A 12,846-nucleotide genomic window follows, 5' to 3' on the forward strand; every position below is an offset into this window, starting at 1 on the left:
GCAGTCGCCAGGTGAGCCCTCCGCGCCGGTGGCCGACCCCTCGCGGCGCGGCCCTACGGATAGCGCAGCAGTACCCCGGCCCCGTCGCGCAGGGTCAGCGTGTCGTCGGGCACAACCAGCAGCTCGGCGCCCGTGCCCACCGCGGACCACAGCAGCGCCTCCTGGGCGGGTTCCTCCCGGATGTCGGGAGCCCTGAAGGCCCGCAGCTCCTCGGAGGACAGGGCGATCTGCGTGGGCTCGGCACCGGCCCAGACGCGCGGCGGCAGCCGCAGCGGATCGTTGAGCAGCAGCGTGTCGGCCTGACCGCGCTGCAAGGCGGCGACGACCGCGGTCATGCCCTCGGACGTCTCGCCATGGCGTGCCCGCTGGGCCTGGTAGCGATCCAGCCGCTCGTGGTCCAAGATGCTGAAGCGCCCGGCGAGCAGACCACTGAGTTCCTGCTCCAACAGGGCCCGGCCGCTGCCGGCCCGGGGCGGCACCTCGTCCGCGGTGGCGATGCTCTGCACGGTGAGCAGCCGGTCGCGCACCCCCGCGGAGAGGCGGTTGACCAGCGCTCCGCGCTCCTCTTCGTCGCCCGCGTCGGCCCGGATCACGACCACGTCGGCGCCGGCCTGGGCGACCAGTTCCTCCACGTACCGGGCGAGGCCCGGCACCTGCTGCTGCCAGTCGCCCGCCGCCACCCGGTGGACGTCCGACGGGCCCGGGACCACCCGGCTCATGGGCCAGCGCCCGCTCTCCACCTCGACGACCACCTCCTCCTCGGGGCCGTGCGCCTCCCCCGAAGCCACGCGCTCGAGCGCGACCGCCAGGTAGGGAATGTCCGGCGCGTACTGCACCGCCAGCGGCAGCGCGTGCGGCAGGGGGCCGAATCGCGCGGTATCGGGCCAGGGCGGTTGCGGCAGCTCCTCGACCAGCACCAGTCGGCCCCGTGCCGCGAAGAGCGCCTGCCCGTGCCGCCCCGCCACCTCACGATCGGCACCCACCACCTCCGCGAGGGCGTCGACGGTCGCGCTGTCCGCGCCACCGGCGACGAGCTCCTCCCGCAGGTGCCGCCACCGCAGCGCGATGGCCTGCTCCGGATCGTCGATGTCCTGGGAGGTGTCCAGGTACACACTGGCCCAGGGCCCCGGCTGTTCGTACAGCCGGTCGAGGAACGACAGCTTCACCGCACTCTTCCATCCTTCGGTCAGCCAGGGCCGCCGGCTTCCGGGTCCGCCACGGCGGGTCCGGGGTGCGCCGCCTCCGCCCTGGGCGACCGGGCTCGGCCCTGCACCTCCCCTTCCACGCTCGCATGCGCTCGCGGTCCCCGCACGACGCGGGCGACCACGACGTGGCCGCAGCGCCTTCGACAGGACGAGTCAGCCCATGCTGTCCATGCCGGACGGTGTGAGGCCCGGTAGCAACCAGTCCTGGAAGGGGGCGAAGAGGGTGAGGACGGCCAGGGCCAGGAAGGCGATGCCCACCGCCGTCGCCACGTATGGGCCCTGTCGCCACAGCTTCTCCACGAAGATGACCGCGGCCACCCCGGCCATCGCGGCGATGTTCATGACGCCCAGCGGGATGAGGATGAGCATCAGGCCCCAGCAGCAGCCGACGCAGAAGAGGCCGTGGTGGGCGCCGACGCGGAAGTCGCGGGCCCAGCGGTGGAAGCCCGCGTAGCGGACGAGTTGGCCCATGGGGCTGCGGCAGTGGCGTAGGCAGATGTCCTTCAGGGGGCCGAGTTGCTGGAGGCCGGCGAGGGCGAAGGCGCCCGCGCCGAGCCGGCGTCCGGCGCCGGGGTGCGCGTCGACCAGGTCTCCGGTCGCGCCGAGGGCCGCGTAGATCAGGAGGCCGAAGGCGAGCCATGCCAGGAAGTAGCCGCCCGCGAACTGAGTGATGCGGGCGGCGCGGGCGGCGCCGGTCGTCTGGCGCCGGATCCCCCGGACCCAGGTGATCGCCACCGGCGCCACGGACGGCAGCATCATCGCGATCATCATCGCGAGCCAGAGCAGCAGGAACAGCACCAGGCCCATGCCCATGGTGCCGGGCTCGACCCCCATGTCCCGCGCCTGCTCCACGGTTACCAGCCATGCCGCCAGCGCGAGCAGCACCATCAGGGACCAGGCGTACACCAAAGCCCGTACGGGGAGCAGGTTGCCCGTCCGTAGCGGCGCCGCCGTACCGACGGTACCGACCCGGCTGCGCATCCGCAGCATGACCTCAGAACATCACATTTCGCCGCGAAAGTCGCTGTTCCGGTCCGCGCAGCCGGGGTGCACGATGGAAGGGAAGCCTCGGGAGCCGCGAGGAGGTACCTGCGATGGCTGAAACCGCAACGACCATCCCCGACTGGCACGTCGAAGGCGACTGGTTCGACACCTGCAAGTGCAATGTGCCCTGTCCGTGCTCCTTCGCCCAGCCACCCACTTTCGGAGACTGCGACGGCGTCCTGGCCTGGCACATACGTGAGGGCCACTACGGCGACGTACGGCTGAGCGGACTGAACGTGCTCATGCTCGGGTCCTTCGTGGGCAACGTCTGGGCGGAGCACTCCGACGCGTACGCGGCCGTCTTCCTCGACGAGCGGGCCGACGACGCGCAGCGCGAGGCGCTCGCAAAGATCTTCGGCGGCGAGGCCGGAAGCTGGCCCGCCCAGATGGTGCCCATGTTCAACCCCGAGATGCGGGGGATGGAGACCGCCCCCATCGAGTTCGAGGTCGCCGACGACCTCGCGTCCTGGCATGTCCGGATCCCCGGCCGCGTCGAAGCCGGCGCGGAGGCGCTGACCGGCCCCACCACACCGGAGGGCACCCGGGTACAGGGCCACAACCTGCCCGGATTGGAGACCGGACCGGGCCAGATCGCGACCTGGGGCAAGTCGACCGCCGACCGGGTAGACGCCTTCGGGTTCACCTGGAGCCGGGAGGGACAAGCCAGCAAGCACATCCCGTTCGACTGGACCGGACCCGACTGAGCGGGATCGCGTCATCGACGGCTGACGGCTGCTGTGGCGCCGCAGGATCTGATCGATGTGGTGAAGGCCGCTGGGTACGGGGCCGGCCTTCCCGCCCTGCCTGCCACAGCCGAGTCCCCGGCCGCTGCCGGCGGTGAGGGTCCGGTCGGGGAAGAGGAGCGCCACGTACGCCCGCTGCGGGACCGGCTGATCGCTTCGGCGGTGCTGACCGTGCCGGTGGTGGTGCTGTCGATGGTGCCCGCCGCGCAGTTCCGGTTCTGGCGGTGGCCGGCCTTCGCGCTGGCCAGGCACGGCGGACCAGATGAACAGCGCGGTCTCCAGCCCCTCACTGGCTGTTGAGGAAGCCGATCAGGCTGGCGCCCCACCAGCCGAGCTGGCTGACGGTGGCGGCCGCGCCGGACTGGATGAGCAGGCGGCGGGGGACCGGGGCCTCCCGGTACGGGGCGAGGCGCTGCCCGAGCCAGTGGGCGAAAAGCCCGTTGAGCGTGATGACCAGGACGAGGCCGACCTTGATCTGGGTCAGCGGCGAGGCGAGGTCCGGGCGGAGGAAGAGGCCGGTGACGACCAGTCCGCCCAGTCCGAGCCAGATGGGGACCTGGAGCGCGCAGGCGGTGCCCAGGACGTCGGCGAGTCGCCGCCGCCCCAGCATCCACAGGAGGGCGAACCAGTCGACGGCGAGCACGGATCCCAGGCCGACCACCAGCGTCACGAGATGGACGAAGCGGGCCGCGAGCAGAAGCGGCGGGTCGGCGTGGACGTGGTGGGCCACCCAGCAGGCGGCCGCCAGGCCGGTGAAGCTCAGGACGGCCAGGACGGCGAGCACCCAGACCGGCGTGGTCGGCTGGCCGGGGGCTTCGCCGGCGCCGGCGGGCGCGGGCCGCCCCCGTCGCCCGGCGGAGCGGGGAACCGGGGCGGCCAGGGGTCTGCCGGAAGTCGCGGACGCGGAGGTCGGGCTCACGTTCAGCTCTCGGGCTTCAGTTCGACGTCGCGGAAGGTCACCACAGGCTTCTCGCTCAGCGCGGGCTTCTCACCGCTGGCGCCATGCCGCAGGAACGTCGGCGGCTGGAGCGTCGCGCGCGGGACGGCCGCACAGAGCGAGCGCAGCGAGGGTCTAGGCATGGCTGGAAACCTTCGGTCAGAAGTAAGGTTAGGCGAACCTAAACTGCCGTCGTGTGCGAGTCAAGCCACTAGAAAATACGGACACAAATTCCCATATCGGACGTCACTTCAGCGGGATCCCGGCCCCCGCAAGGGAATTGAAGAACCATCAACGGCTCGCAGCGCTCATCGAGTGACAGCGCGAGGGTCACTATCCGGACAGCCAGGCCGAGCTCTCCCCTGTGAGTTCACCGTGACGCATGGGGTTCACAGTGGTTGAAGGACCATGAGGACCTCGTCGCGGTTGTCTCCAGGGGCGAAGCGGAGGGCGTCGGGCCAGCGGCCGACTTCCTTCCAGCCGAGCCGTGCGTAGAAGTCCTCCAGCCCCACTCCGCCGCGTGCCGCCAGGTGCAGGTGCTCCAGGAGCATCTCGTCCCGGGCGACCTGGCGAGCCCGTTCCATCAGCAGGACCCCGATACCGCGGCCGCGGACGCGGGGATGGGTCTGGACGTGGTGCAGCGTCCCCCAGTGCGCGATGAGTGCGAAGGTGTCGCGGCGTATGTTCAGCCACCCCGCCACCTCCCCCTCCACCAACGCCACGATCAGACGGCAGGTGTCCGGGGCGAGGCTGGTGAGGATCGCGTCGAGAGCGGGTGCGGCCTGCCGGGCGTCGATGGGCGGGAAGGGGAAACCGGCCGCCCCGCCGGCGTTGGTGACCTCGACCCAGCAGTCGATCAGGGCCTGCCGGAGTCCGGCGTCGACATCGTCGGGGGAGGTGAACTGGCGTAGTTCGAGGGAGTGCGTGCTCATCCCCCGGAGTGTGCCAGCGGCCACCGACAACACACCCACTGCCTCCCGACTCGGCCCGGCCGACCGTCGCTCACGCCTCGCCGATGCCCTCGAACCAGGTCGGTCCGCCCTGGGTGGCCAGCTTGATCCGGGTGATGGCGAAGTCCTCCATGTCGGGCAGCGCGTCGATCGGGAACCACGCCACATCGAGGTTCTCGTCGTCGTTCACCCGCGCCTCGCCGCCCGTCGCACGCGCGACGAAGCAGATGTCCATGAACTGGCAGACGTCGTTGTTGGGATAGACGAACGGCTTCAGGGACTCCACGAGCAGCACCCGCTCCGGGACGCAGGTCACCGCCGTCTCCTCGAACACCTCGCGCACCACGGCGGCGGCCGGCTGCTCGCCCGGCTCCGGGATGCCCCCGATGACCGACCATCCGCCGGTGTCGGACCGGCGGACCAGCAGCACCCGGCCGGCGTCATCGAGAACGATGGCGCTGATGCCGGGAAGGTGCAGCAGCCGGTGGCCGATGTCGGACCTGAGATCGCGGATGAAGTCGGGAATCGCCATGCGCCAGAGGGTATCCGGCATCCCGCCGGCCCCGTGCCGACCGCAGTCCGTCATGCCTCCGAGGCGCGCCGGGCGATCATCCTCAGATGGCTGCGGATCACCCGGACCGCGGCCTCCGCGTCGTCCACGGTGACGGTGAAGACCCGGCCGTCGCCGAGGCGCAGCGCCACCCCCTCGCCGCGGCGGACGACGACGGCGGTGCCCTTCTCCGGACGCCAGCGGTAGCCCCAGCCGCCCCACTGGCGCGGGGTGACGCGAGGGACGAAGTCGGCGCCGACCACCTGGCGGAGCGGGATGCGGCGGCGCGGCAGGCCCATGTGGCCGCACCGCACCTCCAGCGCGTCGGCGTCGACCCGCACCGCCACGTGGACGAAGGCGAGGGTGCCGAAGAGCATCAGCAGCCCGGCGGCGACGCAGCCGATCACCGACATCAGCAGCGGGGCGATGCCGGAGGTCCAGTTGGAGTCGACGGCGAGATCGATCCCGAGTGCCAGGCAGGCGGCGCCCAGGGCCGCCAGCGGCCATTGCACGCGGTTGGTCGCGCGTCCGGTCCATACCGGCGGCGGAAACTCGGTCACCCCAGGCATCAGGCCCTCGCGGTGGTCCCTCATGGCAGGAAGCCTACTCAAGGCGTCCGCCACCAGCAGGGGACGCTATGACCCTTTTTATCCTGATTCTGGCCGAGCTTTCGCCCGCTTTCGGTGCCGGTGTGCGCGGTGGTTCACCCGGGGTCCTGCCGGGCGCCCGGCGCATTCGGGGCGCCGCGGGGCAGCCGGTCAGCCGCGGACCGCGCCCGCCGCGGCGGTCAGCATGTCGCCCTCGGGGTAGGCGAGGGCTTCCGCCGGAAGGGTGGCGGTCCGGCCGCTGAGCAGCACGGCGAGCGTTCCGGTCGGCGCGGCCGTCGGCGCCGGGGCGGCGCCGAGCCGGCGCAGCGCCTGGGCGGCCACCGCCTCCGCCGAGCCGTACAGGGCGAGCGGGGGCGCTCCGGCGGGCTGGACGGCGTCCCGGATACGGTCGGCGACCAGCTCGTAGTGGGTGCAGCCCAGCACCACGGCCCGCAGCCCGGGCGGGGTGGCGGAGGCGGCGGCGGCCACCGTCTCGTCGATGGCGCGCCAGTCGGCCTGCTGGACGGCGTCGGCGAGCCCCGGGCAGGCGACCTCGGTGACCGGCACGCCCTGGGCGAAGTCGCGGATCAGCCGGCGCTGGTAGGGGCTGCCGGTGGTGGCCGGGGTGGCCCAGATCGCCACCGGGCCGCCGCCCGCCGCCGCGGGCTTGATCGCCGGCACGGTGCCGATCACCGGCAGCGCGGGCTCCAGCTCGGCCCGGAGTGTGTCCAGGGCGTGCACCGAGGCGGTGTTGCAGGCGACGATCAGCGCGTCGGGCCCGAGCGCGGCGGCGGCGCGGGCGCAGGCGAGCGCCCGGCTCGTGAGGTCCTGCGTGGTCCGCGGCCCCCACGGCATGCCGTCCGGGTCGGAGGAGAGGATGAGATCGGCGTCGGGCCGCATACGGCGCATCGCGGCCGCCGCCGCGAGCAGGCCGATACCGGAGTCCACCAGCGCGATCTTCACCGAGTTCCCCCTCGCAATCTGCCGTGCAATGTCCTGAGCCTGACCCGTTCCGCCGGCCGCTGGTGACCGCGGCGGGCGGCGCACACGGCACCGGGCCACTTTAGTCGATCGCCCGTGCGCGCCCGCCTCGGCTCAGCCGCCCGGTCCGGCAGACTGCGAGGGATGAGCGCGCTGTTATGGATCGCCGCCGCCGCGGCCGTCGCCTGGCTGTGGCTGCTGCTGGGGCAGGGGTTCTTCTGGCGTACGGACGTGCGGCTACCGCGCCGCAGGGATCCGGCCGAGTGGCCTTCGGTGGCCGTGGTGGTGCCGGCCCGGGACGAGGCGCCGGTGCTGCCGCTCAGCCTGCCGTCGGTGCTCCTCCAGGACTATCCCGGCCGCGTCGAGGTCTTCCTGATCGACGACGGCAGCACCGATGGCACCGGCGAGCTGGCCCACGAGCTGGCTGCCGGACTGGGCGGGCTGCCGCTGACCGTGGCCTCGCCGGGCGAACCGGAGCCCGGCTGGACCGGCAAGCTGTGGGCGGTGCGGCACGGCATGGAGCTGGCTCGCACCCGGACCGACGCCGACTGGCTGCTGCTGACCGACGCCGACATCGCCCATGAACCGGACAGTCTGCGGGAGCTGGTGCGCGCCGCCTGCTCGGCCGATCTGGACCTGGTCTCGCAGATGGCCCGCCTGCGGGTGGCCACCTTCTGGGAGCGGCTGATCATCCCGGCGTTCGTCTACTTCTTCGCACAGCTGTACCCCTTTCGGTGGATCAATGCCGCCGGGAGCCGGACGGCGGCCGCGGCGGGCGGCTGTGTGCTACTGCGACGGGCGGCGGCCGAGCGGGCGGGCGTCCCGGACCGCATCCGGCAGGCGGTGATCGACGATGTGGCCCTGGCCCGGGCGGTGAAGCGCGGCGGGGGCAGGGTGTGGCTGGGGCTGGCCGAGCGGGTGGACAGCGTGCGCCCGTATCCGCGCCTGGGTGAGCTGTGGCGGATGGTCTCGCGCAGCGCCTACGCCCAGCTGCGGCACAACCCGCTGCTGCTGGTGGTGACGGTCGCGGGGCTCGCGGTGGTCTATCTGGCACCGCCCGCCGCCGCCTGCACCGGCGCGATCACCGGGTGCGGGGAGCTGCTGGTGGTGGGCGGGGCGACCTGGGCGGTGATGGCGGGCACCTACGTCCCGATGCTGCGCTACTACCGGCAGACCCTGTGGCTGGCGCCGCTGCTGCCGCTGACCGCCGCGCTGTACCTGCTGATGACGGTCGACTCGGCGGTCCAGCACTACCGGGGCCGGGGCGCGGCCTGGAAGGGCCGCACCTACCGGCGTCCGACCGCCTCCCCCTGACCGGAGGCGGTCGGCCCGCGGAGGCTGTGCCGCAGCCGCCTCGCCGGGGCCGGGCGCGCCCGCCCCGGGCGAGGCCGGGCGCCCCGGCGTCGGCTACTTACGGCCCGGCGTCCAGTTCATGCCCCAGCCGTAGGCGTGGTCCAGGGTGCGCTGCGGGCTGACACCGCGCTGCGGCACCAGGTAGCGGGCCTCGCGCTGGACGATCAGGTCGCCACCGTTGTTCGTGATCAGGGCGAGCGCGCAGACCGGCGACGGCACGGTGCACTCGTCCAGCGAGAAGTCGACCGGTGCGCCGCTCTGCGGAGTGAGGGTGACCGTGGCGTTGAGGTTGGCGAAGCTGCGTGCGCCCTCGTAGATCGCGACGAACACCAGGATGCGGCGGAAGGCGTCCTTCTGGTCGAGGTTGATGGTGAGGTTCTCGCCCGTGGACCGGGCGCCGGTCCGGTCGTCCGCGTCCAGCTGGATGAACGGCGGCTGGTGGAGCGAGCCGAAGGCGTTGCCCAGGGCCTGCACCACGCCCTTGCGCCCGTCGGCCAGCTCGAAGAACGCGCCGAGGTCCAGGTCGAGGTCGCCGTGGAGGGCCAGCGCCTTGCCGAGCTTGTGGCTCCAGCCCTGGAACTGCTTGCGCACCTCCCAGTTGAGGTTGACCCGCATGACACCGGAGGTGCCGCCCTGCTTGGTGAGCGAGACGGTGGGCGCCTCCTTGGTCAGCGTCACCTTCGTCAGCCGCACCGGGGCGGCGGCGCCGGGTGCGGCCGGCGGGGGCGGCAGCGGGGCGGCGGCGCCGAACGGCGGCGGCGCGGTGGGCGCCGTCGGGGGTGCCATCGGGGGTGCCATCGGCGCGGGGGCGGGCGGGGCGGGCATCGCCGGGGCGGGCGGGGCGGCGGGCGCGGCCGCGGGGGCCTGCGGCTCGTCGACCGTGATCCCGAAGTCGGTGGCGAGACCGGCGAGGCCGCTGCCGTAGCCCTGTCCGACGGCCCGGAACTTCCAGGCTCCCTGCCGCCGGTACAGCTCGCCGAGGACGAACGCGGTCTCCACCGTCGCGTCCTCGCTGTCGAAGCGGGCGAGCTCGGTGCCGGCCGCCGCGTCCAGGACGCGGATGTGCAGGCCGGGGACCTGGCCGAAGTTGCCGCCGTCGGCCGAGGCGGCGAGCACCACCGTCTCGATCGCGGGCTCCACCCGTTCGAGATCGACGAAGAGCGTGTCGGTCACCGCGCCACCGGCGGGGTGCTTGCCGTCGTAGCGGACCGCTCCGGAGGAGTGCGTCGCCTGGTTGTAGAAGATGAAATCATCGTCGGAGCGGACTTTTCCGGCCATCAGCAGCAGCGCCGAGGCGTCCACATCCGGTACGCCCGGGCCGGTGCGCCAGCCGAGCTCGATCCGCACCGCCGAAGCCGGTACCTGAACATTGGCGCCCTTGCGCATCGCCATCCCTTCCCCCTGCCTTTCTCTTCCGTTCGCCCGCGTCCTGGCACGCGGAGGCTCCGGTCCAGGTCGGACCGGTCGCGGGCCCACTCAGTCAACCGCCGGTAACCCGCCGAGAACGTGCTCTTTACACGATCTCAACGCGCCTTGGCGACCGATTTTCCCAGGTTCGCTCGCATTGGCGATCGCCGGCCACCGAGAACCCATGAAACAACCCGCTTATCGGACTCCCCAACCGGCACATCGTGGGCTTAACTTATGGGCTATGACCTCCCCCCGCAGTACCTACGGCGGCGGCTACTACTCCTCGCCGTCCTTCCCGGACACTCCCATCTACGACAGCCTCGTCGCGGAGCGGGGGACACCGCAGATCGCGCCCATCCGGGTGCCCTCGCCCTACGACGCCAGCGGCCACTTCCCGGCCGCACTGCCCGCGGCGCTGCCGGCGCTGCCCGCGGCGCCGTCCCACCACACTCCGCCGCACGGCTATCCGACGCAGGGCGGAATGCCGCAGCCCACCGGTCTGCAGCATCCGCCCGCGCCGTACATCCCGCCGCAGGCGACGGCTCCGCGCGGTTACCCCGGCGGCCAGCCTCCCATGCAGCAGCAGCCGCGTCCGGCCGTCGGCGGCCCGACGGGGTACGAGGCGATGCGTCCGGCGATGCCCCGGCCCGCCGCGCCCCGCCCCGCCGCACCGCGACCGGCTCCCGGACAGTACGAGGACCCGTACGGGCGGCAGCAGTACCCGCAGCAGGGCTACTGACCGACGTCCCGCCGCGATGAGTTCGCCGGGGCCTCGTCCCCGGCTCGTTCATCCCGGCGCGTTCGTCGCCGCGTCGTGCGTCACCGAGTCGCTCGTCGCCGCGCCGGGCGCCACCGAGTCGTTCGTCACCCGGTGGCGCGTTCCCGACCGCGGGAGATGATCGTCCGGATGTTCGATCGCCGTGGCAGGATGTCCGTATGCCCGGTCCAGCTGTGGTCTCCGTCCATGTGTATCCCGTGAAGTCGATGGCCGGGCTGTCGCCCGCCGCGGCGGCGGTCGAGCCCTGGGGGCTGGCCGGGGACCGCAGGTGGATGGTGGTCGAGCCGGACGGACGGGCCGTCACCCAGCGGCAGCAGCCGCGGCTGGCGCTGGCCGGCGCCGAGCCGCTGCCGGACGGCGGCATCCGGCTGAACGCGCCCGGGCAGGAGCCGCTGACCGTCGCCGTGCCCGAGCGGGGGCGGGAGGCCGGGCCGGTCACGCTGTTCGGGAAGACCGTCGTCACGGTGCCCGCGGGGGGAGCCGCAGACGACTGGCTGAGTACGTATCTGGGCACCGCGGTGCGCCTGGTCCACCTGGACGACCCGGCGCGCCGCCGGCTCATCGACCAGGAGTACGCCGGGCCCGGCGAGACCGTCAGCCTGGCCGACGGCTTTCCGCTGCTGATCACCTCGGTCGCCTCGCTGTCCATGCTCAACTCGCTGATCGCGCGGGGCGACCACGCGGACGAGGGCCCGCTGCCGATGAACCGCTTCCGCCCCAACCTGGTGGTCGAGGGCAGCGCGCCCTGGGCCGAGGACGACTGGAAGCGGATCCGGATCGGCGAGGTGTCCTTCCGGGTGGCCAAGCCCTGCGGACGCTGTGTGGTGACCACGACCGACCAGCGGACCCTCGAGCGCGGCAAGGAGCCACTGCGGACGCTGGCCCGCCATCACCGGATGGGCGACAGCCTCGTCTTCGGCCAGAATCTGATCCCCGAGCAGCGCGGCACGGTACGCGCCGGGGACCGGCTGGAGGTGCTCGACTGACCGGCTGACGGCCGGTCGGCACGCCCGGCTGCGGGGCCAGGACGTCTCCGGTGGGTCTCCGCGGATCCCTAGGCGCGCTCCGCGATCAGCGGCTTCAGGGTCTCGCGCAGCTTGGCCTCGGTCAACGGCGTCAGCGCGCGGGCCGCGATGCGCCCCTTGCGGTCGATGAAGACCGTGGCGGGGATGGACTGCGGGTTGATGCTCCCCTTGGGGAAGCGGAGCGCGATCCTGCCCATCTGGTCGTGCAGGCTGGGGTACGGGACGCCGTACTCCTTCTCGAACTTCTCCGCGGCCTCCCGGCTGGCGTCCCGGCTGATGCCGACGAAGCGCACGCCCGCGCTCCGGGTGTCCTTCGCGACCTTGACGAGGTTGGCGGTCTCGGCGCGGCACGGTCCGCACTGGGACCCCCAGAGGTTGACCACCACGACCTTGCCCTTGTAGTCGGCGAAGTCGAGTCGGCCGCCGTCGAGGGTCTCCCCCGACAGGTCCGGGGCCGCGCGCCGCTCGCCCGCGGGCACCGTGCCGATCGCCCCGGAGCCGCGGAACCGGCCGCCCGCGTCGCCGCCGTCCGAGCCTGCCCCGCAGCCGCTCAAGCCCAGCAGAGCGGCGAGCGCGGCTCCGGCGGCGGTGGCGCGTACGGGCAGGGGGGCTCGGCGAGCACGACGGAGATCATCCATGTGCCCAGCTTCGCACGGGGGTTCGCCCGGCCGGAGGGGACCCCCGCCCACCCCACACCCGGCTCCCAGGCCCGCGTTCCGTGCCGGACGGCGGCCTCGTCCCCGGCGGGCGACCGGTGGCACCCCCGTCCCTGGGGGGCGACCTCCCCGGCGGCGGTCAGTGCGGCCCGCTGCCGCCGTAGGGCCCGTACATGTCCAGCAGCCGGGTGCGCGCGCTCTGCAGGCGCTGGCCCATCGCCTGGGCGCAGGCCAGCACCAGTTGGTAGCCCAGCGGGGTGTCCTCCTGGCACAGCCGCCGCACGGTGGCCGCGTCGAACTCGTGCGCCCGGACCGGGCTGAGCGCCTCCGCGCCCAGATGCCAGCCGACCGGCGGGAAGAGCCAGGACCAGCCGAGCAGTTCCCCGGGGCCGAGGGTCTCGATCACCGCCGCCCGCCGTCCGGGCACCTTCATATCGAGGGTCACCGACCCGGTGCGTACGATCCAGAACCGGTCGGCCCTGCCGCCTTCCTCGAAGATCCGGGTCCCGGAGGCGAAGGACACGTCGTGCGCGAGGGCCATCAGCCGCTCGCGATGCTCGCTCGACAGCCCGCTGAGAAGTCCGCTCATGACCTCACTGTGCCGCCTGACCGCCCGCCGCGCCCTTC

At 73.0% G+C, this 12,846-nt stretch carries 16 protein-coding genes; 5 read left to right on the top strand and 11 right to left on the bottom strand.

Annotation, left to right across the window (positions count from 1 at the left end):
• Positions 1-53: 53 nt before the first annotated feature.
• Both AC4BDD_RS03365 and AC4BDD_RS03370 read right to left on the bottom strand, forming a co-directional pair.
• Positions 54-1,166 (bottom strand): baeRF2 domain-containing protein, encoded by a 1,113-nt coding sequence (locus AC4BDD_RS03365; RefSeq protein ID WP_490689460.1) that lies wholly within the window; start codon positions 1,164-1,166, stop codon positions 54-56.
• Between the two features lie 192 nt (positions 1,167-1,358).
• On the bottom strand, positions 1,359-2,186 hold the full coding sequence (locus AC4BDD_RS03370; RefSeq protein WP_490691638.1) for a DUF2182 domain-containing protein: 828 nt from the start codon (positions 2,184-2,186) through the stop codon (positions 1,359-1,361).
• Between the two features lie 113 nt (positions 2,187-2,299).
• On the opposite strand from AC4BDD_RS03370, the gene AC4BDD_RS03375 reads away from it, so the two are divergent.
• The gene (locus AC4BDD_RS03375; protein WP_490689461.1) at positions 2,300-2,953 is read left to right on the top strand and encodes a DUF1326 domain-containing protein; all 654 of its coding nucleotides are present in this window, start codon (positions 2,300-2,302) and stop codon (positions 2,951-2,953) included.
• A gap of 60 nt (positions 2,954-3,013) precedes the next feature.
• The gene (locus tag AC4BDD_RS03380; RefSeq protein ID WP_490689462.1) at positions 3,014-3,292 is read left to right on the top strand and encodes a hypothetical protein; all 279 of its coding nucleotides are present in this window, start codon (positions 3,014-3,016) and stop codon (positions 3,290-3,292) included.
• On the opposite strand, the gene AC4BDD_RS03385 is transcribed toward AC4BDD_RS03380, so the two are convergent.
• The 6 genes from AC4BDD_RS03385 to AC4BDD_RS03410 all read right to left on the bottom strand — a co-directional run bounded on the left by AC4BDD_RS03385 (position 3,279) and on the right by AC4BDD_RS03410 (position 6,979).
• Positions 3,279-3,911, bottom strand: a complete 633-nt coding sequence (locus AC4BDD_RS03385) for a hypothetical protein (protein ID WP_490689463.1) — start codon at positions 3,909-3,911, stop codon at positions 3,279-3,281. The two genes, AC4BDD_RS03380 and AC4BDD_RS03385, sit on opposite strands and share 14 nt — an antisense overlap.
• Positions 3,912-3,913: 2 nt before the next feature.
• Positions 3,914-4,072: a hypothetical protein gene (locus tag AC4BDD_RS03390; RefSeq protein ID WP_490689464.1), complete on the bottom strand. Its 159-nt coding sequence runs from the start codon at positions 4,070-4,072 to the stop codon at positions 3,914-3,916.
• Between the two features lie 246 nt (positions 4,073-4,318).
• On the bottom strand, positions 4,319-4,861 hold the full coding sequence (locus tag AC4BDD_RS03395) for a GNAT family N-acetyltransferase (protein WP_490689465.1): 543 nt from the start codon (positions 4,859-4,861) through the stop codon (positions 4,319-4,321).
• Positions 4,862-4,931: 70 nt separating this feature from the next.
• Positions 4,932-5,411, bottom strand: coding sequence for an NUDIX hydrolase (locus AC4BDD_RS03400; protein WP_490689466.1), 480 nt, complete (start codon positions 5,409-5,411; stop codon positions 4,932-4,934).
• 50 nt (positions 5,412-5,461) lie between these two features.
• Positions 5,462-6,022, bottom strand: coding sequence for a hypothetical protein (locus AC4BDD_RS03405; RefSeq protein WP_490689467.1), 561 nt, complete (start codon positions 6,020-6,022; stop codon positions 5,462-5,464).
• Positions 6,023-6,187: 165 nt separating this feature from the next.
• Complete coding sequence (locus AC4BDD_RS03410; protein ID WP_490689468.1) at positions 6,188-6,979, bottom strand: glutamate racemase; 792 nt, start codon at positions 6,977-6,979, stop codon at positions 6,188-6,190.
• Between the two features lie 162 nt (positions 6,980-7,141).
• Between AC4BDD_RS03410 and AC4BDD_RS03415 the strand changes: the two genes are divergently transcribed.
• The gene (locus AC4BDD_RS03415; RefSeq protein ID WP_490689469.1) at positions 7,142-8,311 is read left to right on the top strand and encodes a glycosyltransferase; all 1,170 of its coding nucleotides are present in this window, start codon (positions 7,142-7,144) and stop codon (positions 8,309-8,311) included.
• A gap of 93 nt (positions 8,312-8,404) precedes the next feature.
• Here AC4BDD_RS03415 and AC4BDD_RS03420 read toward each other — a convergent pair whose 3' ends face one another.
• Positions 8,405-9,742: a TerD family protein gene (locus AC4BDD_RS03420; RefSeq protein WP_490689470.1), complete on the bottom strand. Its 1,338-nt coding sequence runs from the start codon at positions 9,740-9,742 to the stop codon at positions 8,405-8,407.
• Positions 9,743-10,001: 259 nt separating this feature from the next.
• Here AC4BDD_RS03420 and AC4BDD_RS03425 point away from each other — a divergent pair, with 259 nt between their 5' ends.
• Together AC4BDD_RS03425 and AC4BDD_RS03430 are read left to right on the top strand one after the other, a co-directional pair.
• Positions 10,002-10,499 (top strand): DUF6643 family protein, encoded by a 498-nt coding sequence (locus AC4BDD_RS03425; RefSeq protein ID WP_490689471.1) that lies wholly within the window; start codon positions 10,002-10,004, stop codon positions 10,497-10,499.
• Positions 10,500-10,696: 197 nt separating this feature from the next.
• Complete coding sequence (locus AC4BDD_RS03430) at positions 10,697-11,524, top strand: MOSC domain-containing protein (RefSeq protein WP_490689472.1); 828 nt, start codon at positions 10,697-10,699, stop codon at positions 11,522-11,524.
• A gap of 68 nt (positions 11,525-11,592) precedes the next feature.
• Here AC4BDD_RS03430 and AC4BDD_RS03435 read toward each other — a convergent pair whose 3' ends face one another.
• A complete protein-coding gene (locus tag AC4BDD_RS03435) occupies positions 11,593-12,201 on the bottom strand; it encodes a TlpA family protein disulfide reductase (RefSeq protein WP_490689473.1) in 609 nt (202 codons plus the stop codon).
• Positions 12,202-12,358: 157 nt separating this feature from the next.
• Positions 12,359-12,808, bottom strand: a complete 450-nt coding sequence (locus tag AC4BDD_RS03440; protein ID WP_490689474.1) for a cyclic nucleotide-binding domain-containing protein — start codon at positions 12,806-12,808, stop codon at positions 12,359-12,361.
• Between the last annotated feature and the right edge of the window lie 38 nt (positions 12,809-12,846).

The sequence above is a fragment of the Streptomyces sp. JLBT605 genome (genome assembly GCF_058215555.1).